A 22,817-nucleotide genomic window follows, 5' to 3' on the forward strand; every position below is an offset into this window, starting at 1 on the left:
TTGCATCTCCTACTTGTCGTATACCGGCGTCAGCGCGCTGCGGCTTCGATCGATTCCCGGGCGGCGGCGGCCACGTTGTCGGCCGTGAAGCCGTACTCGCGGAAGAGGACCTTGCCGTCCGCCGAGGCACCGAAGTGCTCCAGCGAGACGATGCGGCCCGCGTCGCCCACGTACCGGTGCCAGGTCAGGCCGATCCCGGCCTCGACCGCGACCCGCGCCTTCACCGACGGCGGCAGCACGGCATCCCGGTACCCCTGGTCCTGCTCCTCGAACCACTCGACGGACGGCATCGACACCACCCGGGTCGGGATGCCCGCGGCCTGCAGCTGCTCGCGCGCCTCGACGCACAGGTGGACCTCGGAGCCCGTACCGATCAGGACGACCTGCGGCTCACCGCCGTCGGCGTCGAACAGCACGTACCCGCCGCGCGCGGCCTCGTCGTTCCACTCGTACGTCGGAACGCCCTGGCGCGTCAGCGCGAGGCCGTGCGGGGCGCCCTTGCCGAACTCCTTGGTCCAGCGGCGCAGGATCTCGCGCCACGCGATCGCCGTCTCGTTGGCGTCCGCCGGGCGCACGATGTTCAGGCCCGGGATGGCGCGCAGCGAGGCCAGGTGCTCCACCGGCTGGTGCGTCGGGCCGTCCTCGCCGAGGCCGATCGAGTCGTGCGTCCACACGTACGTCACCGGCAGGTGCATCAGCGCGGAGAGGCGGACGGCGTTGCGCATGTAGTCGGAGAACACCAGGAAGGTGCCGCCGAAGATACGGGTGTTGCCGTGCAGCGCGATGCCGTTCATCTCGGCGGCCATCGCGTGCTCGCGGATGCCGAAGTGGATGGTCCGGCCGTACGGGTCGGCCTCCGGCAGCGGGTTGCCCTTCGGCAGGAAGGACGACGTCTTGTCGATCGTCGTGTTGTTCGAACCGGCGAGGTCGGCCGAGCCGCCCCACAGCTCGGGGATGACCCCGCCGAGCGCCTGGAGCACCTTGCCGGAGGCGGCGCGGGTGGCGACGCCCTTGCCCGGCTCGAACACCGGGAGCTTCTGCTCCCAGCCGGCCGGCAGCTCGCCCGCGGCGATCCGGTCGAACTCGGCGGCGCGCTCGGGGTTGGCGGTGCGCCACTCCTCGAACTGCTTCTCCCAGGCGGCGCGGGCCTCGCGGCCGCGGTCCAGGGCCTCGCGGGTGTGCGCGATGACCTCGTCGGCGACCTCGAAGGTCTTCTCCGGGTCGAAGCCCAGGACGCGCTTGGTGGCCGCGACCTCCTCGTCGCCGAGCGCCGAGCCGTGCGAGGCCTCGGTGTTCTGCGCGTTCGGCGCGGGCCAGGCGATGATCGAGCGCATCGCGATGAACGACGGGCGCTCGGTCTCGGCCTTGGCGGCCTGGAGGGCGTCGAACAGCGCCTGCGGGTCGAGGTCGCCGTTCTCCTTGGGCTCGACGCGCTGCACGTGCCAGCCGTACGCCTCGTACCGCTTCATCGTGTCCTCGGACACGGCGGTCTCGGTGTCGCCCTCGATCGAGATGTGGTTGTCGTCCCACAGCAGGATCAGGTTGCCGAGCTTCTGGTGCCCGGCCGTCGAGGACGCCTCGGCGGAGATGCCCTCCTGGAGGCAGCCGTCACCGGCGATGCAGTAGACGAAGTGGTCGAACGGAGACGTGCCCGGCGCGGCCTCCGGGTCGAAAAGACCCCGCTCGTAGCGCGCGGCCATCGCCATGCCCACGGCGTTGGCGACACCCTGGCCCAGCGGCCCGGTCGTCGTCTCGACGCCGACGGTGTGGCCGTACTCCGGGTGGCCCGGGGTCTTCGAGCCCCAGGTGCGGAACGCCTTCAGGTCGTCCAGCTCCAGGCCGAAGCCGGCCAGGTACAGCTGGATGTACAGCGTCAGCGAGGAGTGGCCCGCGGACAGCACGAACCGGTCGCGGCCGGTCCAGTCGGCGTCCGAGGGGTCGTGCCGCATCACCTTCTGGAAGAGGGTGTACGCGGCGGGGGCCAGGCTCATGGCCGTACCGGGATGGCCGTTGCCGACCTTCTGTACGGCGTCCGCGGCCAGGACACGGGCGGTGTCCACGGCCCGCTGGTCCAATTCGGTCCACTCGAGGTCTGTGGTGGTCGGCTTGGTGCTCACCCTGGGTCAGGGCTCCTCTCCACATGTTCCACATGTCGAATGCCGGTGACGTCGATCTCACCGGCTGTTGTCGAGCCTACCCCCGCGAGAACGCGCATTTTTTCGGGTCATTCCAGAGTGTGGTCATCGGGTGTCACCCGCCTCCCGACTGGCCCTTTCGGTGTTCGGCAAATGAATACGGAGCCGCTCACCCGAGTGCTCAATCGAGCGCTGTCCAGGCCCTTTGCTGCACCCGGCCCAACACGGCCGACCCCGGCGGAGGGCGAGGTATGGGCAACGTCTACAGTGGCGTGGTACGCGCGAGTCTTTACCGGCCCTTCACGGCCTCCTGTCGTCACGTCCGGTGCGACTCGCTGGGAGTCTCTGTCAGGGGTGTGCGTGACGGCCGTCGAATCCCGTCCGGCGGGTGTGCTTGCTTCAAGCACCGGCAAGCGGCCATTCGGGGCCCGCGTCAAGGCGTTCGTGGCGCTGACCAAGCCGCGGATCATCGAGCTGCTGCTGATCACCACGGTGCCGGTGATGTTCCTCGCCGAGCAGGGGGTGCCGGATCTGTGGCTGGTGCTCGCCACCTGCCTCGGCGGTTACCTGTCGGCCGGCGGCGCGAACGCGCTGAACATGTACATCGACCGCGACATCGACGCCCTGATGGACCGCACGTCGCAGCGGCCCCTGGTCACCGGCATGGTCTCGCCGCGCGAGGGCCTGGTCTTCGGCCTCACCCTCGCGGTGGTCTCCACGCTCTGGTTCGGCCTGCTGGTCAACTGGCTCTCGGCCTGGCTGTCGCTGGGTGCGCTGCTTTTCTACGTCGTCGTCTACACGATGATCCTCAAACGGCGTACCGCGCAGAACATCGTGTGGGGCGGTATCGCCGGCTGCATGCCCGTCCTCATCGGCTGGTCGGCCGTGACGAATTCGATGTCCTGGGCCGCCGTCATCCTCTTCCTTGTCATCTTCTTCTGGACGCCGCCGCACTACTGGCCGCTGTCGATGAAGGTGAAGGAGGACTACGCACGCGTGGGCGTGCCCATGCTGCCGGTCGTCGCCTCCAACAAGGTGGTGGCCCGCCAGATCGTCCTCTACAGCTGGGTGATGGTCGCCGTCTCCCTGCTGCTGACGCCGCTCGGCTACACCGGCTGGTTCTACACGGCGGTGGCGCTGGCGACCGGCGGCTGGTGGCTGTGGGAGGCGCATGCGCTCCAGGCCCGCGCGAAGGCGGGGGAGACGGGCGCCAAGCTCAAGGAGATGCGCCTCTTCCACTGGTCCATCACCTACGTCTCGCTGCTGTTCGTGGCGGTCGCGGTGGACCCGTTCCTGAAGTGACCGGGGATCTGGCCAGGTCGGCTACTGGTCGGTAGCATTCCAGTCATGGCAGACACCAAGCAGGCGGAGAACCAGGCGGAGGCGCGGGCGGACAAGCGCGCCGAGCGCAAGGCCTCCCAGCTCGCCAAGCGGATCCAGGCGTTCTCCAAGGAGCACGGCGGCGCCGAGGGCCAGCTGGCGTACATCGGCCAGATGGGCACCCGCATCGTGCTCGTCGGCGAGGACGGCGGCTGGGGCGACCTGGTCGCGCCCACCCACGAGGTCGCGAAGAGCGCGGCCGAGAAGGCCGGGCTCACGCTCCACGAGGAGTTCGACGGCGACTTCGCGGCCAAGGTCCGCACCGGGCCGTACGAGTGGACCCGCATGGCCGGCATTCAGCTCGGCGGCCCGTCCAACGACTGAGACGACGCCCCGGGCGACGCCTGAGGCAACACCTTGCGCGGGGTTCACCCGTTAGGACCTGTGAAGGTCCATCGGACGCGTCCGTCGCAGGGAGCCCTCGCAATGATCGACACCCCGTCGCTGGTGGACCAGTACTGCCACGGGGTGCTCCGCACGGAACTGGGCCTCGGCACGTTCGAGGCCCACCTCGGCAGGGCCGCGGGCCCGCCCGCGGCCGGCACCACGTTCTTCGACACCCAGACCGGCTTCGCCGTACGGCGCTGGTGCCCGCCGCTCCTCGGCCTGGAGCCGCACTGCCCGCCCGCCCGCTACCTGGCCCGCCGCCGGGAGCTCGGGTTCCTGGAATCGGGCCGGCGGCTCCTGCGGTCCACCGGGATCTCCACCTATCTGGTGGACACCGGTCCGCCCGGCGACCTCATCGGTCCGGTGGAGATGGGCGCCGCGGGCGACGCCGAGGCCCGCGAGATCGTCCGCCTGGAACCGCTCGCCCAGCAGGTCGCCGACACCTCCGGCACGGTCGACTCTCTGCTCGCCAACCTCGCCGAGGCCGTCCACGGCGCGGCCGTCTCCGCCGTCGCCTTCGCCTCCGTCGCCGCCCTGCGGCACGGTCTCGTCCTCGCCCCCGACCCGCCGGGGCCCGGCGAGGTGCGCGGCGCGGCCGGCCGCTGGCTGGCGGGCCGCCGCGCCGGAGAGCCGCTCACCGACCCCGTCCTGCTGCGGCACCTGCTGTGGATCGCCGTCGCCTCCGGCCGCCCGCTCCAGCTGTACGTCGGGGTCGACGACCCGATACGGCTCGGCGACTTCGCCGCCGCGACCAGCGGACTCGGCACGGACCTGGTGCTGCTGCACGGCTACCCGCACCACCGGCAGGCCGCCCATCTGACGAGCGTCTTCCCCCATGTGTACGCCGACCTCGGCGCCACCCTCGCCCAGACCGGGCCCCGGGCCGCCGCCGTACTGGCGGAGACCCTGGAGCTCGCGCCCTTCGGCAAGCTGCTCTTCTCCAGCGGTGCCCGCGGCCTGCCCGAGCTGCACGTGGTCGGCGCGCGGGTGTTCCGCGAGGCGCTCGGGCGGGTGCTGGACGAGTGGGTGTACGCCGGCGCGTGGTCCCGTACGGACGCGCAACGCGTCGCCGGGATGATCGCGTCGGGCAACGCGCGCCGGGTGTACGGGCTCGGTTAGGCCGCGGTCAGCGCCGCGTCGGACTGCTGCGGGGCGGGGACGCCCGGGGTGGCCGACGGCCGCTCGCGCAGGCTCAGCACCAGGCGCAGCACCGCGATCCACATGAGAGACGAGCCCAGCATGTGCAGGCCCACCAGGACCTCCGGCACACCCGTGAAGTACTGCACGTAGCCGATGCCGCCCTGGAGCAGCAGCACCAGCAGCAGGTCGCGGGCGCGCGCCCGGGTGTCGTCCGGGGCGTCCACCACGCGCAGCACGAAGAACATCGCCAGCGCCAGCGCGCACACCACCCAGGCGAAGATCGCGTGGAGGTGGGCCATCGTCGCGAAGTCGAACGGCATGCGCGGCACGTCGCTGCTGTCGCCCGCGTGCTTGCCGGAGCCCGTCACCGTCGTACCCGCCGCGATCAGCAGCCCGGACACGACCACCAGCGCCCAGCCGAGCTTGCGCACCGGTCCCGGGACGCGCGGCCGCCGGGGGCCGTCGCCCTCACCCGCGCGCACCCAGGTGACCACGGTGACCGTGAGCAGCGCGTTCGCGGCGAGGAAGTGGCCCGCGACCGTCCACGGGTTCAGCCCCATCCACACGGTGATGCCGCCGAGGACGGCGTTGACCATCACCACCCAGAACTGCGCCCAGCCGAGCCGGGTCAGCCCGCGCCGCCACGGCTTGGTGGAGCGCGCCGCGATGATCGCCCAGCCGACCGCCGCCGACAGGACGTACGTCAGCATGCGGTTGCCGAACTCGATGGCGCCGTGGATGCCCTGCGCGGGCGTGGCGAAGAGGCTGTCGTCCGTGCACTTGGGCCAGGTGTCGCAGCCGAGACCGGAGCCGGTGAGCCGGACCGCGCCGCCCGTGACGATGATGACGACGCTCATCACGACGGCGGCGAGCGCGGCGCGCCGGACCGTCCGGGGGGAGGGGGTCCAGCGCTGGGCGATGAAGGCGAGGGGGGTCAACACGGTTCCCTATCGTAGGTCCCCGCTTGTGCACGCTTTCACGAGGGCCCTCGTTCCGGTCATTCCCAGCGGAAGAAACGTGCCGCCGCGCCCAGCCCCAGCACCGCCCACGCCGCCAGGATGCCGGCCGCGCCCCACGGCATCGACGCCCCGTCCCGCAGCACGTCCCGCAGCCCCTCCGACAGCGCCGAGATCGGCAGCAGCTCCAGCGCCGTGCGCGCCGCGTCCGGGAACTTCTCCAGCGGTACGACCACGCCGCCGCCCACCAGGAGCAGCAGGAACACCAGGTTGGCCGCCGCCAGCGTCGCCTCCGCCTTCAGCGTGCCGGCCATCAGCAGCCCGAGCCCGGAGAAGGCGGCCGTACCGAGGACGAGCAGCAGGAGCACGGAGAGCGGGCCGCCGTGCGGGGACCAGCCGAGCGCCAGCGCGATCACCGTCAGGAGCGCGATCTGGAGCACCTCCGTCACCAGGACCGAGACCGTCTTGGCGGTCATCAGCGCCCAGCGCGGCAGCGGCGACGCGCCGAGCCGCTTGAGCACCCCGTACCGCCGCTCGAAGCCGGTCGCGATGGCCTGCCCGGTGAACGCCGTCGACATCACGGCCAGCGCCAGCACGCCCGGCGCCAGGAAGTCCACGGCCTTGCCGTCGCCCGTGTCGACGATGTCGACGGTCGAGAAGAGCACCAGCAGCAGCGACGGGATGACGACCGTGAGCAGCAGCTGCTCGCCGTTGCGCAGCAGCATCCTCGTCTCGAGCGCCGCCTGCGCCGCGATCATCCGGCCGATCGGCGCCGCTCCGGGCTGGGGCGTGTAGGTCCCGGCGCTCGTGCTCATGAACGCAGCTCCTTGCCGGTCAGAGTGAGGAAGACGTCTTCGAGGGTGTGCCGCTCGACCGAGATGCGGTCGGGCATCACCCCGTGCTGCGCGCACCACGTGGTCACCGTGGCGAGCAGCTGGGGGTCGACCGTGCCGCTGATCCGGTACGCGCCCGGCGTCAGCTCCGCGGCGGCGGTGCCGTCCGGCAGCGCCTTGAGCAGCGAGCCGAGGTCCAGGCCGGGGCGGCCGGTGAAGCGCAGGGTGTTCTCGGCGCCGCCGCGGCACAGCTCCTCGGGGCTGCCCTGGGCGACGACGCGGCCCGCGTCGATGATCGCTATGTCGTCGGCGAGCTCTTCGGCCTCGTCCATGAAGTGGGTCGTGAGGACGGTGGTGACCCCGTCGGCGCGCAGCTCGCGCACCAGCTCCCAGGTGGAGCGGCGGGCCTGCGGGTCGAGGCCCGCGGTCGGCTCGTCCAGGAAGACCAGCTCGGGCCGCCCGACCACCGCCATGGCGAGCGCGAGGCGCTGCTGCTGCCCGCCGGAGAGGCGGCGGTAGGTCGTACGGCCGCACGAGCCGAGGCCGAGGCGCTCGATCAGCGCGTCGACGTCGAGGGGGTGGGCGTGGAGCTTCGCCATGTGGCGCAGCATCTCGTCGGCGCGCGCACCGGAGTAGACGCCACCCGACTGGAGCATCACCCCGATGCGGGGCCGCAGGCGGACGGCGTCGGCGAGCGGGTCGAGCCCGAGGACGCGCACGGTGCCGGCGTCGGCGCGGCGGTAGCCCTCGCAGGTCTCGATGGTCGTGGTCTTGCCGGCGCCGTTGGGCCCGAGGACGGCGGTGACGCCGCCCGCGCGGACGTCGAGGTCGAGGCCGTCGACGGCGGTCTTGGTCCCGTACCGCTTGACGAGGCCCTGGACCCGTACGACGGACTCGTATCGCATGCGGGAAGTCTAAAGAGCCCGCGGACCCCTCCGGCCCACAGGCCCCCGAGGGGGCGCGAAAGGCCCGGTCAGAGGGGCGCGGAGAGGGGGCGGCGGGTGGCTGGAAATCATCCCACCAATGATCGTTTCCGCAGGTCAGGTGAGGCTTCCCTAAGTGACGCAGAGCACCGTCCACTGGTCAGGACGTCGCTTGTCACTCTCTCGCGAATTACGCAACAATGGCGTTGTGAAAAACGTCGGCCACGCCCAGCAGGCTCCAGCGGAGGAGCTCGCGACCGGGGAGCGCTCCACGCGCAACCGGGTCGCGCGGTCCATCCTGGACCACGGGCCGTCCACGGTGGCCGAGCTGGCTCAGCGGCTCGGCCTCACGCAGGCCGCCGTCCGCCGCCATCTCGACGCGCTCGTCGCCGACGACGTCGTCGCCCCGCGCGAGCAGCGCGTCTACGGCGCGCGCACGCGCGGCCGCCCGGCCAAGGTGTTCGCCCTGACGGACGGCGGCCGGGACGCCTTCGACCAGTCGTACGACACGCTCGCCGTCGAGGCCCTGCGCTGGATCGAGCAGAACGCGGGCGGGGAAGCCGCCGTCGCCGCGTTCGCGCGCGACCGGATCGAGGCCCAGGCGGAGGCGTACCGCGAGGCCGTCGAGGCCGCGGCGCCCGAGGAGCGCGCCGAGGCGCTCGCGAAGGCGCTGAGCGCCGACGGGTACGCTGCCACGGCGCGCAACGCGCCGGTCGGACAGCAGCTGTGCCAGCACCACTGCCCCGTGGCCCACGTCGCCGAGAGGTACCCGCAGCTGTGCGAGGCGGAGACCGAGGTCTTCAGCCGGCTGCTCGGGACGCACGTGCAGAGACTGGCGACCATCGCCCACGGCGACGGGGTCTGCACGACGTACATCCCGCACACCACGCACACCACACCAACAGCATCCGCAAGCACGGCCGGGAGGAACCCCGCATGACCACCGAGATCAGCCACCCCGAGCTCGAGGGCCTGGGTCGGTACGAATATGGCTGGGCCGACCCGGACGCCGCCGGCGCCACCGCCAAGCGCGGTCTCTCCGAGGACGTCGTCCGCGACATCTCCGCGAAGAAGAACGAGCCCGAGTGGATGCTGAAGCTCCGCCTCAAGGGTCTGCGCCTCTTCGACAAGAAGCCCATGCCGAACTGGGGCTCCGACCTGTCGGGCATCGACTTCGACAACATCAAGTACTTCGTCCGGTCCACCGAGAAGCAGGCCGCTTCCTGGGAGGACCTGCCCGAGGACATCAAGAACACGTACGACAAGCTCGGCATCCCGGAGGCGGAGAAGCAGCGCCTCGTCGCCGGTGTCGCCGCGCAGTACGAGTCCGAGGTTGTGTACCACCAGATCCGCGAGGACCTGGAGGCCCAGGGCGTGATCTTCCTCGACACGGACACCGCGCTCAAGGAGCACCCGGAGCTCTTCCAGGAGTACTTCGGCACGGTCATCCCGGTCGGCGACAACAAGTTCGCGTCGCTGAACACCGCGGTGTGGTCCGGCGGCTCCTTCATCTACGTGCCGAAGGGCGTGCACGTCGACATCCCGCTCCAGGCCTACTTCCGCATCAACACGGAGAACATGGGCCAGTTCGAGCGGACGCTGATCATCGTCGACGAGGACGCCTACGTCCACTACGTCGAGGGCTGCACCGCCCCGATCTACTCCTCCGACTCGCTGCACAGCGCCGTCGTGGAGATCATCGTCAAGAAGGGCGGCCGCTGCCGCTACACGACGATCCAGAACTGGTCGAACAACGTCTACAACCTGGTCACCAAGCGCGCCGTGGCGTACGAGGGCGCGACCATGGAGTGGGTCGACGGCAACATCGGCTCCAAGGTGACGATGAAGTACCCGGCCGTCTACCTGATGGGCGAGCACGCCAAGGGCGAGACCCTGTCCATCGCCTTCGCGGGCGAGGGCCAGCACCAGGACGCCGGCGCCAAGATGGTCCACATGGCCCCGAACACCTCCTCCAACATCGTCTCCAAGTCGGTGGCGCGAGGCGGCGGCCGCACCTCCTACCGCGGTCTCATCGAGATCGGCGAGGGCGCCCCGGGCTCCAAGTCGAACGTGCTCTGCGACGCGCTGCTCGTCGACACGATCTCGCGGTCGGACACGTACCCGTACGTCGACGTGCGCGAGGACGACGTGTCCATGGGCCACGAGGCGACCGTCTCCAAGGTCTCCGAGGACCAGCTCTTCTACCTGATGAGCCGCGGCCTCTCCGAGGACGAGGCGATGGCGATGATCGTGCGCGGCTTCGTCGAGCCGATCGCCAAGGAGCTGCCCATGGAGTACGCGCTGGAGCTCAACCGGCTGATCGAGCTGCAGATGGAGGGTGCGGTCGGCTGACGCCGCCCCCGCCGTCCGTACCAGTCTTTACGTAGGAAGAGAGCAACACGACAGCCATGGCTGAGGCCCAGAACATCCCGGCGGGCTCCACCACCGCCGGCTCCATCGCGGTGGCCGCCGAGTCCACCGTCGCCACCCGCATGAGCGCGCCCCCGTCCTTCGACGTCGCGGACTTCCCCGTCCCGCACGGCCGCGAGGAGGAGTGGCGGTTCACGCCGCTGGAGCGGCTGCGCGGCCTGCACGACGGCACCGCGGTCGCCACCGGCGACGGCGTACGCGTCGAGGTGGAGGCGCCCGAGGGTGTCACCGTCGAGACCGTCGGCCGCGACGACGCGCGGCTCGGCAAGGCCGGCACCCCGGTGGACCGGGTCGCCGCCCAGGCGTACTCCGCCTTCGAGAAGGCCTCGGTCGTCACCGTGCCCAAGGAGACCGTGCTCACCGAGCCGGTCCGGATCTCCGTGCACGGCCAGGGCGGCACCGCCTTCGGCCACCAGGTCATCGAGCTCGGCGCCTTCGCCGAGGCCGTCGTGGTCATCGACCACACCGGTGACGCGGTGCTCGCCGCCAACGTCGACTACCTCCTCGGCGACGGCGCCAAGCTCACCGTCGTCTCCATCCAGGACTGGGACGAGAAGGCCGTCCACGTCGGCCAGCACAACGCGCTGGTCGGGCGGGACGCCTCCTTCAAGTCGGTCGTCGTCACCTTCGGCGGTGACCTGGTCCGCCTGCACCCGCGCGTGACGTACGCCGGGACCGGCGGCGAGGCCGAGCTCTTCGGCCTGTACTTCACCGAGCAGGGCCAGCACCAGGAGCACCGCCTCCTGGTCGACCACAACACCCCGCACTGCAAGTCCAACGTGGCCTACAAGGGCGCGCTGCAGGGCGAGAACGCGCACGCCGTGTGGATCGGCGACGTCCTCATCCAGGCCGCGGCCGAGGGCACCGACACGTACGAGATGAACCGCAACCTGGTTCTGACGGACGGCGCCCGCGTCGACTCCGTGCCGAACCTGGAGATCGAGACCGGCGAGATCGCCGGCGCCGGTCACGCCTCCGCCACCGGCCGCTTCGACGACGAGCAGCTCTTCTACCTGATGGCCCGCGGTATCCCGGAGGCCGAGGCCCGCCGCCTCGTCGTCCGCGGCTTCTTCGCGGAGCTCGTCCAGCAGATCGGCCTGCCGGACGTCGAGGAGCGCCTCATCGCCAAGATCGAGGCCGAGCTGGAGGCGTCGCTCTGATGCCCTTCGTCCGCGCCTGTGGGCTGAGCGAGCTGGAGGAGGACACCCCGAAGAGGGTGGAGATCGACGGCACGCCGGTCTCCGTCGTCCACACCGAGGGGGAGGTGTTCGCGATCCACGACATCTGCTCGCACGCGAACGTCTCGCTCTCGGAGGGCGAGGTGGAGGACTGCCAGATCGAGTGCTGGCTGCACGGCTCCGCCTTCGACCTCCGCACCGGCAAGCCGTCCGGCCTTCCCGCGACGCGCCCCGTCCCCGTATACCCCGTAAAGATCGAAGGGGACGATGTGCTCGTCTCCGTCACCCAGGAGTCCTGAGTCACCCATGGCAACGCTTGAAATCCGCGACCTGCACGTCTCCGTCGAGGCCGACAACGCCACGAAGGAGATCCTCAAGGGCGTCGACCTGACCGTGAAGCAGGGCGAGACCCACGCCATCATGGGCCCCAACGGCTCCGGCAAGTCGACGCTCGCGTACTCGCTGGCGGGTCACCCCAAGTACACGATCACCGGCGGCACCGTCACCCTCGACGGCGAGGACGTCCTGGAGATGTCCGTCGACGAGCGCGCCCGCGCCGGCCTCTTCCTCGCCATGCAGTACCCGGTCGAGGTCCCGGGCGTCTCGGTGAGCAACTTCCTGCGCACCTCCGCCACCGCCGTCCGCGGCGAGGCCCCCAAGCTGCGCACCTGGGTGAAGGAGGTCAAGGAGGCCATGCAGCGCCTCAACATGGACCCCGCCTTCGCCGAGCGCAACGTCAACGAGGGCTTCTCCGGCGGTGAGAAGAAGCGCCACGAGATCCTCCAGCTGGAGCTCCTCAAGCCGAAGGTCGCGATCCTCGACGAGACCGACTCCGGCCTCGACGTCGACGCCCTGCGCATCGTCTCCGAGGGCGTCAACCGCGTCCGCGAGACCGGCGAGGTCGGCACCCTGCTGATCACGCACTACACGCGCATCCTCCGCTACATCAAGCCCGACTTCGTCCACGTCTTCTCCGCCGGCCGGATCGTGGAGTCGGGCGGCCCCGAGCTCGCCGACAAGCTGGAGAACGAGGGCTACGAGTCCTACACGAAGGGTGGCGTATCCGCGTGACACAGCTGCCGGGCCTTCTCGACACCGAGGCGATCCGCAAGGACTTCCCGATCCTCGACCGGGTGCTCCACGACGGCAAGAAGCTCGTGTACCTGGACAACGCGGCGACCTCGCAGACGCCGCGCCAGGTCATCGACGTGCTGAGTGAGTACTACGAACAGCACAACGCCAACGTGCACCGCGGCGTGCATGTGCTGGCCGAGGAGGCCACGGCGCTGTACGAGGGCGCGCGCGACAAGGTCGCCGCCTTCATCAACGCGCCGAGCCGCAACGAGGTGATCTTCACCAAGAACGCCTCGGAGTCGCTCAACCTCGTGGCGAACATGCTGGGCTGGGCCGACGAGCCCTACCGGGTCGACCACGAGACCGAGATCGTCATCACGGAGATGGAGCACCACTCCAACATCGTGCCGTGGCAGCTGCTCGCGCAGCGCACCGGCGCGAAGCTGAAGTGGTTCGGGCTGACCGACGACGGCCGGCTCGACCTGTCGAACATCGAAGAGATCATCACCGAGAAGACGAAGATCGTCTCCTTCACGCTGGTCTCCAACATCATGGGAACCGTCAACCCGGTCGAGGCGCTCGTGCGCCGCGCCCAGGACGTCGGCGCCCTGGTGCTGATCGACGCCTCGCAGGCCGCCCCGCACATGCCGCTGGACGTGCAGGCGCTCCAGGCCGACTTCGTGGCCTTCACCGGCCACAAGATGTGCGGCCCGACGGGCATCGGCGTGCTGTGGGGCCGCCAGGAGCTGCTGGAGGACCTCCCGCCGTTCCTCGGCGGTGGCGAGATGATCGAGACGGTCTCCATGAGCTCGTCGACGTATGCCCCCGCCCCGCACAAGTTCGAGGCCGGTACGCCCCCGATCGCGCAGGCCGTCGGCCTCGGCGCGGCCGTGGACTACCTCTCCTCGATCGGCATGGACAAGATCGCCGCGCATGAGCACGCGATCACCGAGTACGCCATCCAGCGCCTCCGGGAGGTCCCCGACCTTCGGATCATCGGCCCGGTGACGGCCGAGGACCGCGGTGCGGCGATCTCCTTCACGCTCGGCGACATCCACCCGCACGACGTGGGCCAGGTCCTCGACGAGCAGGGCATCGCCGTCCGGGTCGGGCACCACTGCGCCCGCCCGGTCTGCCTGCGGTACGGAATTCCTGCGACCACGCGAGCGTCGTTCTATCTGTACTCCACGCCGGCCGAGGTGGACGCCCTCGTGGCGGGCCTGGAGCACGTCCGGAACTTCTTCGGCTAGGAGCGGGTGTGAAGCTGGATTCGATGTACCAGGACGTCATCCTGGACCACTACAAGAACCCGCATGGCCGGGGCTTGCGGGACGGCGACGCCGAGGTGCACCACGTCAACCCGACGTGCGGTGACGAGATCACGCTTCGCGTGAAGTACGACGGCACGCGCATCGCGGACGTCTCGTACGAGGGCCAGGGCTGCTCCATCAGCCAGGCGTCGGCCTCCGTACTGAATGATCTCCTCGTCGGCAAGGAACTCGCCGAGGCGCAGCAGATCCAGGGCACCTTCCTGGAGCTGATGCAGTCCAAGGGAAGGATCGAGCCGGACGACGCCATGGAGGAGGTGCTGGAGGACGCGGTCGCGTTCGCCGGCGTCTCCAAGTACCCGGCCCGGGTGAAGTGCGCCCTGCTGAGCTGGATGGCCTGGAAGGACGCGACGGCCCAGGTGATGGGTGAGGGCGCGGAGAGGAAGACCGCATGACCGAGAACCAGACGGCCGAGACCGTGGAAGCAGCCGAGGGGGTCTCGACGGCCGACGCGGCCCCGATGAAGCCGGCGACCGAGGACGAGATCCGCGAGGCGCTGTACGACGTCGTCGACCCCGAGCTGGGCATCGACGTCGTCAACCTCGGCCTCATCTACGGCATCCACATCGACGACTCCAACATCGCGACCCTCGACATGACGCTGACGTCGGCGGCCTGCCCGCTGACGGACGTGATCGAGGACCAGGCGAAGTCCGCGACGGACGGCATCGTCCGTGAGCTGAAGATCAACTGGGTCTGGATGCCGCCGTGGGGCCCGGACAAGATCACGGACGACGGGCGGGAGCAGCTGCGCGCTCTCGGCTTCAACGTCTGAGCCGAGCCCCTTCGCGACCTGCTACGGCCGTGCCCTCCGGTTCATTTCCGGAGGGCACGGCCGTTTCTCCGTACAGTGAGACCGGTTCGCCTGAGCGGGGGACCGCCGGTTAGGTTTCCTGCATGACTTCTGCACCGTCTGCACCTCGCACCACCGGCGCCGTCGCCGCCGGCCTCGCCACCATCGCCGGCGACGGCACCGTTCTCGACACCTGGTTCCCCGCGCCCGAGCTCACCGAGGCCCCCGGGCCGGCCGGGACCGAGCGGCTCACCTCCGACCAGGCCGTCAACCTCCTCGGAGAAGGCGCCGCCAAGGCCATCGGCGTCGACGCCCGCCGGGGCGTCGAGGTCGTCGCCGTACGCACCGTCATCAGCTCCCTCGACGAGAAGCCGCTCGACGCGCACGACGTGTACCTGCGGCTGCACCTGCTCAGCCACCGGCTGGTCAAGCCGCACGGGCAGAACCTCGACGGCATCTTCGCGCACCTCGCCAACGTGGCCTGGACGAGCCTCGGCCCCGTCGCCGTCGACGACGTCGAGAAGGTCCGGCTGAACGCCCGCGCCGAGGGCCTGCACCTCCAGGTCACCAGCATCGACAAGTTCCCGCGCATGACGGACTACGTCGTCCCCAAGGGCGTCCGCATCGCCGACGCCGACCGCGTCCGCCTCGGCGCGCACCTCGGCTCCGGCACCACCGTCATGCACGAGGGCTTCGTCAACTTCAACGCCGGCACCCTCGGCACCTCCATGGTCGAGGGCCGCATCTCCGCGGGTGTCGTCGTCGGCGACGGCTCCGACATCGGCGGCGGCGCCTCCACCATGGGCACCCTCTCCGGCGGCGGCAACGTCATCATCTCCATCGGCGAGCGCTGCCTCGTCGGCGCGGAGGCGGGCGTCGGCATCGCGCTCGGCGACGAGTGCGTCGTGGAGGCCGGCCTGTACGTCACGGCGGGCACGCGCGTGACCATGCCCGACGGCCAGATCGTCAAGGCCCGTGAGCTCTCCGGCGCCTCCAACATCCTCTTCCGCCGCAACTCGGTCACCGGCGCCGTCGAGGCCCGCCCGAACAACGCGGTGTGGGGCGGCCTCAACGACATCCTGCACAGCCACAACTGAGCCGCCGAGCAGGGCCGCTGATTCGAGTGACTTCGCACGACCTCGCGTGACCTTTCCGTCCGTAGGACGGATAAACAGGTCGGCGCGTATCACACGAATGGGCAAGGCGAGGGACGGCTGATATGAAGACCGGCAGGCTGATCGTTCCCGGGGTGCTCGCGCTGGCGGCCGTGTTCTGGTCCGGCGCGGCCGCTCAGGCCGATGAGAGTCACAGCGGATCCGACAACGGGCACCGCATCACCCTGCTGTCGATCGGTCAGATCGACGACCCGATGGAGGACGTGCTGGAGCACGTCTCCATCCTCGGGAGCAATCGGGTGACCGGCTCCTGAGCCGGTTGCCGGAGCAGTTCCTCGTACGCCGCACGCAGCCCGTCGACCGCCCGCCGGTCGGCGGGCTGCAGTGGTTCCCGCACCGGGCCGGCGGAGAGGAGGGCCTTGGCCGTCACCGCGCCCGGCAGGCCCGACGCCATCATCCGTTCCGTCAGCGGCAGCATGCGCTGGTGGAGACGGGCCGCCAGGGCCGTGTCGCCCGCGTCGAAGGCGTCCAGCACCGCAACGGTCGGGCCCGGAGCCACGTTCGCGACCGTGCTGATGAAGCCCGCGCCGCCGATCGCGTACAGCGGGAGGTTCAGCTCCTCGCAGCCCGAGTAGTACGCCAGTGACGTGCGCGCCATGACCTTGGCCGAGCCCAGCAGGTCATAGGCGCAGTCCTTCACCGCCACGATCCGCGGATGGTCCGCGAGCCGCAGGACCGTCTCGGGCTCGATGCGGACGCCCGTGCGGCCCGGGATGTCGTACAGCGCCAGCGGCAGGCCCGTCGCGTCCGCCACCCGCCGGAAATGAACCTCGATCGCCGCCTGCGGCGGGCGGCTGTAGTACGGCGGGACCACGAGGAGGCCGTCGGCGCCCGCCGCCTCCGCCTGGCGGGCCAGCTCGACGGTGTGGCGGGTATCCGCCGTGCCGACCCCGGCGACCAGGGCCGTGCGCGTACCGACGGCGTCGCGGACCGCCCGTACCAGCGCGGCCTTCTCGGCGTCGCTCGTCGTCGGGGATTCACCGGTCGTCCCGTTCAGGACGAGTCCGTCGCAGCCCTCGGCGACCAGGTGCGCCGCCAGTTCCTGCGCCCGGTCCAGGTCCAGCTGCTCGCCCGAAGCGGTGAAGGGCGTGACCATCGCGCACAGCGCGCGGCCGAAGGGCGGGGGAGGGATGGTGTGGATCATGTACGCAGTGTGACCGGCAGCGAACGTGAAGGTCTACTTAGATTTGCTTACCCCCAGAGGAAAGCAGTGCTGAACGGTCGTAGGGGGTTCCGAGCGCCGACGATCGGGTACTCGAAGCTCCCCGTACGAGATGGGAGGCGTTGCCATGGCCGGAGAACCGTCGGTCGGCGAGCTGGTGAAGCAGGCGTCGGAGCAGCTCACGGACCTGGTCAGGACCGAGATGCGCACCGCGCAGGCCGAGATGATGCAGAAGGGCAAACGCGCCGGCAAGGGCGGCGGCATGCTCGGAGCCGCGGCCGCGGTCGGGTACGTCGGGCTGATCGGGGTGTGGGCCACCGTGGCCGCGCTGCTGAACCTGGCCCTCGACGTGTGGGCCTCGGTGCTCATCGCGACCGGGGTGTTCCTGGTGATTGCCGGAGTCCTGGCCCTCCTCGGCCGCAAGCAGCTGAAGGCCGCGGTGCCGCCCAAGCCCGAGCGGGCGATCGACGGGATGCGTTCGGACGTCCACGAGATCAAGGAGAGGGTCCACCGATGACACGGGAGACGCGGAAGGCGCCCGGACCTGACGAGCTGCGGCGCGAGGCGGCGCGCAAGCGGCAGGAGCTGGGCGAGACGATCGACCAGCTGATGGCCAAGACCGATGTGAAGGCGCGCGCCGCCCACCTGGTGCACGACAAGACCCCCGAGCCCGTGCGCAACCACCCGCGCCCGGTCCTCGCGGCCGTCGCCGCCATGGTCGTCGCGGGGGTCGTGCTCTGGCAGCTGCGGCGCAGCGGTAAGTGGGGGTGAGCCTGCGGATGGCCGACAAGGACGACAAGCAGAAGAAGCAGAAGAAGCAGCACAAGAAGAAGAGGAAGCAGAAGCTCCTCTACCGGCCCGTCGGCATCCTCCTCGGCATGGCGAGCGGTGCCATCGCGAGCACCCTCTTCTCCCGGGCCTGGGCGGCGGTCGGAAACGGTGACGCCCCGGACGCCATGGACGAGGAGCGCCAGTGGAAGGAGATCCTGCTGGCGGCCGCGATCGAGGGCGCCATCTTCGCCGTGGTCAAGGCGGCCGTGGACCGCTCCGGCGCCGTCGGGGTCCGGCGGCTGACCGGTACCTGGCCGGGGTGAGAATCCGTCAGCGCCAGCTGTTGACCTCAAGCATGCTTGACGTTTGATCATGGAGTTCCGGCCGCACCGAACGGGGGGCGGCAGCGAACCGAGAGGCAACAGCCATGGCGCGTACGACGATCGCGACGTTCGGCACCGACGCCCGCCCCGACCTCACCCGGCCCGGCGTCGGTGCCGTCATGGTCAGCACCTGGCGCGTCGGGACGCCCGTGCGGCAGCGCGCTGCCGTGGAGGCCATCGCCAAGACGTGGCAGAGCCGCGACTGGCCGTTCGACGGCCTCCTCTCGTACACCGTGTACACCGGGGAGGACGGCGACACCCTCCTCCACTACTCCCAGTGGCGCGACGAGGAGGCGTACCGCGAGTTCGTCGCCCGCCACCGCGACGACCGCAACGACGAGATCGACGCCGCCGTGCCCGGCATCGAGCGCGTGGAGCTCCGTTCGTACGAGCTCTACCGCACGTCCGGGTCGGCGCAGGGCGACAGCCGCGTGCCGGGGTGCGTCGTCATCGTCGACGTCGAGTTCGAGGGCGCGGACGCCGCGCGGCAGCGGGACTGGGTCGACGGGGTGTTCGAGGCGCTGGAGACCGACCCGCACCCGCACCCCGGGGGCATCTCCGGGGACTTCCACATCAGCCTCGACGGCACCCGCGTCCTCAACTACGCCGAGTGGGACAGCGCCCGGTCCCACATCGAGGCGCTCGCCGCCCCCGGCGACGGGATCGGGTCGGCCACCCCGCAGTGGCGCAAGGTGCTGACATACCCGGGTGTCGTCGGGGGCGGGGTCAAGCGGTACGCGCCCGCGCTGAGCCTCAGCCCGGGCGCGTGACCGAGGGCCTTACGGGCGGAAGCGCAGCACCTGCGGGTCGTGGTCGCTGTTCTGCTCCGCGAACTCGGCGTTGATGTGCACGCTGTCGTAAGCGAAGTGGCGGATCGACGGGCTGGTCAGGATCTGGTCCAGCACCTGGCTGTTGCCCTGGAAGACGTACGAGTAGCGCTCGCTGCGAGGCAGGGACATCACCGCCGGGTACAGCGCGCCGCCGTCCGTCAGGGCCTTCGTCGTCGCCGAGAACTCGAAGTCGTTGATGTCGCCGAGGACGACGACGTCGGCGGTGCGCTGCGCCTTCAGGATGTCCTTCACGAAGGCGTTGACCGACTGGGCCTGCTGGAGGCGCTTCGTCTCGGAGGAACGGTTCGGCGGCTGGTGGTGCGAGACCAGCGACTCGTCGCCGCCCTTCGAGCCGAAGTGGTTCGCGATCACGAAGACCGTACGGCCCCGGAAGGTGAACTCGCCCGCCAGCGGCTTGCGGCTGTTGTCCCAGGCGGCGTTCGCCGGGTCGATCCGGCCGGGGGAGTGCGTCAGGGCCGCGCGGCCCTGCTCCCGTACCACCCCGGTCGCCGTCGCCGCGTCGCCGCCCGCGCGGTCGGTGAAGGACACGCGCTCGGGGTTGAAGAGGAACACCTGACGGATGTTGCCGCCGGGCTCGCCGCCGTCCTTGTTGTTGGCCGGGTCGATGCTGCGCCACTCGTACGCCGGACCGCCGGCCGCGACGATCGCGTCCGTGAACTTCTTCAGCGTCTGGTCGGCGGCGACCGTACCGTCGTTCTTGGCGCCGTTGTTGTCCTGGATCTCCTCCAGGGCCACGATGTCGGGCGAGGCGAGGTTCTCCACGACCGCCTTCGCCAGCGCGTCGAACTTCTCCTGCGGGTCGCTCGGGTCGAGGTTCTCGACGTTGTACGTCGCCACCGCCAGCTCGCTGCGGTGCTGCTTCTCGGTGACCTCGCGCTCCAGGCCCCGGTCGGCGAGCGTGCCGAGGGTGCGGGCGGTGAGGGTGTAGCCGCCGAACTGGTTGAAGTCCAGCGGGCCCTCGGTCGTGCCGGTCAGCCAGTCGCCGACGTTCGCCTTGGGGAACGGCTGCTGGGCGAGCGGGGCCAGCGACTGGATCTTCAGACGGCCGGTGTTCTGGGAGGTGTACGAGCCGTAGACCGCGCCGCCGCGGGCGCTCGGGTTCTCGTGCGGCTTCACCGTCACCCACAACTCGGCGTGCTCGTTGCTGGCGGTGACGACCCGGGAGGAGCCGATGCGGACGTTCGTGCCCTCCAGCGACTCGAAGTAGTCCAGGGCGTACGAACCCGGGCGCAGCGGCAGGCCGTTGATGGAGCCGCCGGCCGCCGGGTCGCCCTCGGGCGCGTACACCGACGGCACGGAGTGCGCGGAGAGGGTGGTGGGCGCGGGGAGCGGGTTCCCGGAGGAGACCACCGTGACGGTGGGCTTGCTGATCTGGGTGAGGGACTGGTTGCCCGAGGACGTGCCGCCCGGGACGTACTCGGTGACCGTGCCCGAGACCGTCACCGCGTCGCCGACGGCGACGGTGGGGGTGGAGCCGGTGTAGACGAACAGGCCCTCGCTGGTGGCGGGGTCGGCGTCGGGCTGCGTGTCCTGGATCCAGAAGCCCTTGGAGCCGTACGTGCGGACGCCGGTGACGACGCCGGGGACGGCAGTGACCTGGCGGCCGGCGAGCGGGGATATGCGGGTGGAGCCCTGGATGTCGTGCACGCGTATCGCCTCGGCGACCGTTTCGCTGCCCGACGCGGACGCGGACGGGGATGCGGCGAGCAGGCCCGCGGCGAGCGCGGCGGCGACGACGGCCGAGACGGCGGCGGTTCTCGGCAGGGGAGAAGGACGCATGAAGAGGCTCCGATGGTGGTGGGAGGTGGGGGTGTGATCCGGGTAAGAGATCTACGCGCGTCAATGTCTTGTGCGCACGGGGCAGTTGTCAAGGGTTGGCGGGTGTACGGGGGTTGACCGGTACATGAACCACCGGACATGCACCCAAATGCGTCTACGCTGGGGGCCGCCTGGACCCTTCCGCGCCCCGAGGAGAGACCCCTGATGTCGTCAGACCGCCCCACCCTGCCGCCGGTGCGGCTGCCCTCGGACGCGGAGCTGGCGCGCGACGCGCTCGCCGCCCCGCTGCTGGCCCGGGCCGTCCGGCTCGCCCGCTGGGCGGGGCCCGGGACGCGTGTCGGCGCCGGTGGCGAACTCGTCGACGAGCTGCTGCCGGCCGCCGCCGAGGTGCTCGGGCTGCCCGCGGACGAGGACGGGGCGGCGTACGCAAGCGAGGCGTGGCGGGTTGCGGTCGACACCGGGCTGGTGGAGGTCGAGGACCCGGAGGAGGAGGGCGAGGGAACCGTCGCGGCGGGGGAGAACCTGCCGCTGATCACCGGCGGTTCGCCGCAGGACGTGCTGGCGCTGTGGCTGGACGGCCTGGAGACGGTGTTCGCGGACGCGACCGCGCCGCTGCTCGACGACCTCGCGGACGTCATCGGCGAGGACGGCCGGATCGACCTGGAGGCACTGGACTGGGACCCGGAGGGCGAGGCCGAGTTCCTCGACGGGGTCCTCGGCAACCTGTACCTGCTGACCGTCTCGGAGAGCGGGGCGGGCGAGCCGGGCCGGGCGCCGGGCCCGGTGCCGCTGCCCGCGCTCGCCGCGTCGATGATCCTTCCGGACGACATGGGGGAGCCGACCGACGACATCCTGGAGCAGGTGTCGGAGGCGATGATGCGGCTGGACGACCAGTTCCGGGTGCTGGAGCCGATCGGGCTCGTGGAGTACACGCCCGTCGACGAGGCGCTGATGGCGGAGGCGGGCGACGCCGAGCCGGTCGCGGCCGGCGACGACGAGGACGTGTCGCGGTACGGGATGGTGCGGCTCACGCCGCTGGGCCTGTACGGCATCCGGGCGCGCATGCTGGACGCCGGTGTGGCCGCGCCGGCGGTCGGCGACCTCGCGGACAAGGGTGCGGAGGTGCTGCTGGCGGGTGTCGCGCACTTCCCCGAGGGGGCCGCGCGGGCCGAGACGCGGGAGTGGCTGGCCCGGCGGGAGCCGGTGGCCGCGGCGCGCGAGCTGCTCGCCGCCGCGAAGGGCACGGACGCGGGCTCCCCGCTGCGGCGGCTCCACTGCCAGCAGGCGCTCACCCTGGCGGGCCCGGAGGCGGAGCCGGCGGTACGGGAGGTGCTGGACGACCCGGAGCTGGGCGGGCTCGCGCGGGTGTGGCTCGCGGAGCGGGGCGCGGCGGACGTGCCCGCGCCGCCGGAGTCGATGATCTTCTGGCTGGCCATCGACACGATCGCGGCGCAGCTGGACGCGCAGGGCGAACTGGAGGAGCTCCAGGACCTGGTGGAGGGCCTGACGGGCCAGCACAGCGGCTTCTTCGACACCGCCTGGCGCGTGGAGCACCCGGCAACGCCGGAGGTGCTGGAGGCGATGGGCCGCCTGCACCGCGACAAGCGGGTGGCGAAGGCGGCCCGGAAGGCCGCGTTCAAGGCACGGTCGCGCGGGGGCGCGTGAGGCGCATGAGCCGCTAGGGGTGTCTTGTCGATCAGGCCGGATCAGCGGGCGGCGTCTGGGGGTCCCCCCAGGCGAAGCTCTGGGGGAGCGCGTGCCAGGCGTCGCGAGCCCGGCAAGATCGGCAAGACACCCCCTAGGAGCGCGGGGGCTCGTGTTGTCGTGGGGGGCTCGCGCCCGTGCGGGCCCCGGGCCGGCGCGGCTCCGCGGCAGCCGAGTCGAGTCGTCGCACGGGTGGCGGTGACGGAGTACGTCGGGCAAGAACGCCAGGGGGAGCTGCGCCGCATGCCGGCGCTGCTGAGCACCCCGCGGCTTCACCGTCGACTTCGAGGGGCACGGCGACCGCACGCCCCTGCCCGAGAGTCTGGAGCTGACCGCGTACCGGGTGGTGCGGGAGGCCGTCACCAACGTGACCGAGCACGCCGGGCCCGGCACCCGCGCGATCGTGCGGTTCACCTGGAACGCGTCCCCCGCGCA

24 protein-coding genes are annotated in these 22,817 nt (G+C 70.9%); 18 read left to right on the forward strand and 6 right to left on the reverse strand.

Features of this window, described 5'->3' with window-relative positions:
- Nucleotides 1–29: 29 nt before the first annotated feature.
- Nucleotides 30–2,117 (reverse strand): transketolase, encoded by a 2,088-nt coding sequence (gene tkt, locus ABZX67_RS16225; protein ID WP_355360153.1) that lies wholly within the window; start codon nt 2,115–2,117, stop codon nt 30–32.
- A gap of 378 nt (nt 2,118–2,495) precedes the next feature.
- Between tkt and ABZX67_RS16230 the strand changes: the two genes are divergently transcribed.
- The 3 genes from ABZX67_RS16230 to ABZX67_RS16240 all read left to right on the forward strand — a co-directional run bounded on the left by ABZX67_RS16230 (nt 2,496) and on the right by ABZX67_RS16240 (nt 5,021).
- Entirely contained in the window at nt 2,496–3,437 is a 942-nt protein-coding gene (locus tag ABZX67_RS16230) for a heme o synthase (protein WP_355360156.1), read from the forward strand.
- A 45-nt stretch (nt 3,438–3,482) separates the two neighbouring features.
- Nucleotides 3,483–3,839, forward strand: a complete 357-nt coding sequence (locus tag ABZX67_RS16235; protein WP_355360159.1) for a hypothetical protein — start codon at nt 3,483–3,485, stop codon at nt 3,837–3,839.
- 102 nt (nt 3,840–3,941) lie between these two features.
- Nucleotides 3,942–5,021, forward strand: a complete 1,080-nt coding sequence (locus tag ABZX67_RS16240) for an amidohydrolase (protein WP_355360162.1) — start codon at nt 3,942–3,944, stop codon at nt 5,019–5,021.
- Here ABZX67_RS16240 and ABZX67_RS16245 read toward each other — a convergent pair.
- From ABZX67_RS16245 to ABZX67_RS16255, 3 genes are read right to left on the reverse strand one after another with little or no spacing between them, the layout of a single operon-like run.
- Nucleotides 5,018–5,983 (reverse strand): COX15/CtaA family protein, encoded by a 966-nt coding sequence (locus ABZX67_RS16245; protein WP_355360165.1) that lies wholly within the window; start codon nt 5,981–5,983, stop codon nt 5,018–5,020. The two genes, ABZX67_RS16240 and ABZX67_RS16245, sit on opposite strands and share 4 nt — an antisense overlap.
- Before the next feature lie 56 nt (nt 5,984–6,039).
- Nucleotides 6,040–6,813: an ABC transporter permease gene (locus ABZX67_RS16250; protein ID WP_355360168.1), complete on the reverse strand. Its 774-nt coding sequence runs from the start codon at nt 6,811–6,813 to the stop codon at nt 6,040–6,042.
- The gene (locus ABZX67_RS16255) at nt 6,810–7,736 is read right to left on the reverse strand and encodes an ABC transporter ATP-binding protein (protein ID WP_355360171.1); all 927 of its coding nucleotides are present in this window, start codon (nt 7,734–7,736) and stop codon (nt 6,810–6,812) included. Before ABZX67_RS16255 ends, ABZX67_RS16250 begins: the two co-directional genes overlap by 4 nt.
- 226 nt (nt 7,737–7,962) lie before the next feature.
- On the opposite strand from ABZX67_RS16255, the gene ABZX67_RS16260 reads away from it, so the two are divergent.
- The 10 genes from ABZX67_RS16260 to ABZX67_RS16305 all read left to right on the forward strand — a co-directional run bounded on the left by ABZX67_RS16260 (nt 7,963) and on the right by ABZX67_RS16305 (nt 15,986).
- Nucleotides 7,963–8,694, forward strand: a complete 732-nt coding sequence (locus ABZX67_RS16260; protein ID WP_355360174.1) for a helix-turn-helix domain-containing protein — start codon at nt 7,963–7,965, stop codon at nt 8,692–8,694.
- Nucleotides 8,691–10,106 carry a Fe-S cluster assembly protein SufB gene (gene sufB, locus ABZX67_RS16265; RefSeq protein ID WP_355360177.1) on the forward strand — a complete coding sequence of 472 codons (1,416 nt, stop codon included), beginning with the start codon at nt 8,691–8,693 and terminating at the stop codon, nt 10,104–10,106. Before ABZX67_RS16260 ends, sufB begins: the two co-directional genes overlap by 4 nt.
- A gap of 56 nt (nt 10,107–10,162) precedes the next feature.
- Nucleotides 10,163–11,344 carry a Fe-S cluster assembly protein SufD gene (gene sufD / locus ABZX67_RS16270; protein ID WP_355360180.1) on the forward strand — a complete coding sequence of 394 codons (1,182 nt, stop codon included), beginning with the start codon at nt 10,163–10,165 and terminating at the stop codon, nt 11,342–11,344.
- Nucleotides 11,344–11,661: a non-heme iron oxygenase ferredoxin subunit gene (locus tag ABZX67_RS16275; RefSeq protein WP_355360183.1), complete on the forward strand. Its 318-nt coding sequence runs from the start codon at nt 11,344–11,346 to the stop codon at nt 11,659–11,661. The genes sufD and ABZX67_RS16275 overlap by 1 nt, the downstream gene beginning before the upstream one ends.
- 7 nt (nt 11,662–11,668) lie before the next feature.
- Nucleotides 11,669–12,433, forward strand: a complete 765-nt coding sequence (gene sufC, locus ABZX67_RS16280; protein WP_355360186.1) for a Fe-S cluster assembly ATPase SufC — start codon at nt 11,669–11,671, stop codon at nt 12,431–12,433.
- Nucleotides 12,430–13,686 (forward strand): cysteine desulfurase, encoded by a 1,257-nt coding sequence (locus tag ABZX67_RS16285; RefSeq protein ID WP_355360189.1) that lies wholly within the window; start codon nt 12,430–12,432, stop codon nt 13,684–13,686. The genes sufC and ABZX67_RS16285 overlap by 4 nt, the downstream gene beginning before the upstream one ends.
- An 8-nt stretch (nt 13,687–13,694) precedes the next feature.
- Nucleotides 13,695–14,159, forward strand: a complete 465-nt coding sequence (gene sufU, locus ABZX67_RS16290) for a Fe-S cluster assembly sulfur transfer protein SufU (protein ID WP_355360192.1) — start codon at nt 13,695–13,697, stop codon at nt 14,157–14,159.
- Between the two features lie 65 nt (nt 14,160–14,224).
- Nucleotides 14,225–14,539, forward strand: a complete 315-nt coding sequence (locus ABZX67_RS16295) for a metal-sulfur cluster assembly factor (protein WP_355360396.1) — start codon at nt 14,225–14,227, stop codon at nt 14,537–14,539.
- Nucleotides 14,540–14,661: 122 nt separating this feature from the next.
- The gene (gene dapD, locus ABZX67_RS16300; protein WP_355360195.1) at nt 14,662–15,654 is read left to right on the forward strand and encodes a 2,3,4,5-tetrahydropyridine-2,6-dicarboxylate N-succinyltransferase; all 993 of its coding nucleotides are present in this window, start codon (nt 14,662–14,664) and stop codon (nt 15,652–15,654) included.
- Between the two features lie 122 nt (nt 15,655–15,776).
- Complete coding sequence (locus ABZX67_RS16305) at nt 15,777–15,986, forward strand: hypothetical protein (protein ID WP_355360198.1); 210 nt, start codon at nt 15,777–15,779, stop codon at nt 15,984–15,986.
- On the opposite strand, the gene dapA is transcribed toward ABZX67_RS16305, so the two are convergent.
- On the reverse strand, nt 15,911–16,876 hold the full coding sequence (gene dapA / locus ABZX67_RS16310) for a 4-hydroxy-tetrahydrodipicolinate synthase (RefSeq protein WP_355360201.1): 966 nt from the start codon (nt 16,874–16,876) through the stop codon (nt 15,911–15,913). The two genes, ABZX67_RS16305 and dapA, sit on opposite strands and share 76 nt — an antisense overlap.
- Before the next feature lie 145 nt (nt 16,877–17,021).
- Between dapA and ABZX67_RS16315 the strand changes: the two genes are divergently transcribed.
- The 4 genes from ABZX67_RS16315 to ABZX67_RS16330 all read left to right on the forward strand — a co-directional run bounded on the left by ABZX67_RS16315 (nt 17,022) and on the right by ABZX67_RS16330 (nt 18,818).
- On the forward strand, nt 17,022–17,411 hold the full coding sequence (locus ABZX67_RS16315) for a phage holin family protein (RefSeq protein WP_355360204.1): 390 nt from the start codon (nt 17,022–17,024) through the stop codon (nt 17,409–17,411).
- Nucleotides 17,408–17,665 carry a DUF3618 domain-containing protein gene (locus tag ABZX67_RS16320; RefSeq protein WP_355360207.1) on the forward strand — a complete coding sequence of 86 codons (258 nt, stop codon included), beginning with the start codon at nt 17,408–17,410 and terminating at the stop codon, nt 17,663–17,665. Before ABZX67_RS16315 ends, ABZX67_RS16320 begins: the two co-directional genes overlap by 4 nt.
- A gap of 8 nt (nt 17,666–17,673) precedes the next feature.
- Nucleotides 17,674–17,988, forward strand: a complete 315-nt coding sequence (locus ABZX67_RS16325) for a DUF4235 domain-containing protein (RefSeq protein ID WP_355360210.1) — start codon at nt 17,674–17,676, stop codon at nt 17,986–17,988.
- Between the two features lie 179 nt (nt 17,989–18,167).
- The gene (locus tag ABZX67_RS16330; protein WP_355360399.1) at nt 18,168–18,818 is read left to right on the forward strand and encodes an antibiotic biosynthesis monooxygenase; all 651 of its coding nucleotides are present in this window, start codon (nt 18,168–18,170) and stop codon (nt 18,816–18,818) included.
- 9 nt (nt 18,819–18,827) lie between these two features.
- On the opposite strand, the gene ABZX67_RS16335 is transcribed toward ABZX67_RS16330, so the two are convergent.
- Nucleotides 18,828–20,678, reverse strand: a complete 1,851-nt coding sequence (locus ABZX67_RS16335; RefSeq protein WP_355360213.1) for an endonuclease/exonuclease/phosphatase family protein — start codon at nt 20,676–20,678, stop codon at nt 18,828–18,830.
- A 204-nt stretch (nt 20,679–20,882) separates the two neighbouring features.
- Between ABZX67_RS16335 and ABZX67_RS16340 the strand changes: the two genes are divergently transcribed.
- A complete protein-coding gene (locus tag ABZX67_RS16340; protein WP_355360216.1) occupies nt 20,883–22,343 on the forward strand; it encodes a hypothetical protein in 1,461 nt (486 codons plus the stop codon).
- The last annotated feature ends 474 nt before the right edge of the window (nt 22,344–22,817 follow it).

The organism is Streptomyces sp. NPDC003036 (assembly GCF_040611175.1).
GTDB lineage: Bacteria > Actinomycetota > Actinomycetes > Streptomycetales > Streptomycetaceae > Streptomyces.

Bases quoted from the DNA above. Each gene is read 5' to 3' on its own strand.
- ABZX67_RS16235 (WP_355360159.1), top strand. From the start codon at position 3,483: ATGGCAGACACCAAGCAGGCGGAGAACCAGGCGGAGGCGCGGGCGGAC.
- ABZX67_RS16240 (WP_355360162.1), top strand. From the start codon at position 3,942: ATGATCGACACCCCGTCGCTGGTGGACCAGTACTGCCACGGGGTGCTC.
- ABZX67_RS16250 (WP_355360168.1), bottom strand. From the start codon at position 6,813: ATGAGCACGAGCGCCGGGACCTACACGCCCCAGCCCGGAGCGGCGCCG.
- ABZX67_RS16255 (WP_355360171.1), bottom strand. From the start codon at position 7,736: ATGCGATACGAGTCCGTCGTACGGGTCCAGGGCCTCGTCAAGCGGTAC.
- sufB (WP_355360177.1), top strand. From the start codon at position 8,691: ATGACCACCGAGATCAGCCACCCCGAGCTCGAGGGCCTGGGTCGGTAC.
- sufD (WP_355360180.1), top strand. From the start codon at position 10,163: ATGGCTGAGGCCCAGAACATCCCGGCGGGCTCCACCACCGCCGGCTCC.
- ABZX67_RS16275 (WP_355360183.1), top strand. From the start codon at position 11,344: ATGCCCTTCGTCCGCGCCTGTGGGCTGAGCGAGCTGGAGGAGGACACC.
- sufC (WP_355360186.1), top strand. From the start codon at position 11,669: ATGGCAACGCTTGAAATCCGCGACCTGCACGTCTCCGTCGAGGCCGAC.
- ABZX67_RS16295 (WP_355360396.1), top strand. From the start codon at position 14,225: ATGAAGCCGGCGACCGAGGACGAGATCCGCGAGGCGCTGTACGACGTC.
- dapD (WP_355360195.1), top strand. From the start codon at position 14,662: ATGACTTCTGCACCGTCTGCACCTCGCACCACCGGCGCCGTCGCCGCC.
- ABZX67_RS16305 (WP_355360198.1), top strand. From the start codon at position 15,777: ATGAAGACCGGCAGGCTGATCGTTCCCGGGGTGCTCGCGCTGGCGGCC.
- dapA (WP_355360201.1), bottom strand. From the start codon at position 16,876: ATGATCCACACCATCCCTCCCCCGCCCTTCGGCCGCGCGCTGTGCGCG.
- ABZX67_RS16315 (WP_355360204.1), top strand. From the start codon at position 17,022: ATGGCCGGAGAACCGTCGGTCGGCGAGCTGGTGAAGCAGGCGTCGGAG.
- ABZX67_RS16320 (WP_355360207.1), top strand. From the start codon at position 17,408: ATGACACGGGAGACGCGGAAGGCGCCCGGACCTGACGAGCTGCGGCGC.
- ABZX67_RS16325 (WP_355360210.1), top strand. From the start codon at position 17,674: ATGGCCGACAAGGACGACAAGCAGAAGAAGCAGAAGAAGCAGCACAAG.
- ABZX67_RS16330 (WP_355360399.1), top strand. From the start codon at position 18,168: ATGGTCAGCACCTGGCGCGTCGGGACGCCCGTGCGGCAGCGCGCTGCC.
- ABZX67_RS16335 (WP_355360213.1), bottom strand. From the start codon at position 20,678: ATGCGTCCTTCTCCCCTGCCGAGAACCGCCGCCGTCTCGGCCGTCGTC.
- ABZX67_RS16340 (WP_355360216.1), top strand. From the start codon at position 20,883: ATGTCGTCAGACCGCCCCACCCTGCCGCCGGTGCGGCTGCCCTCGGAC.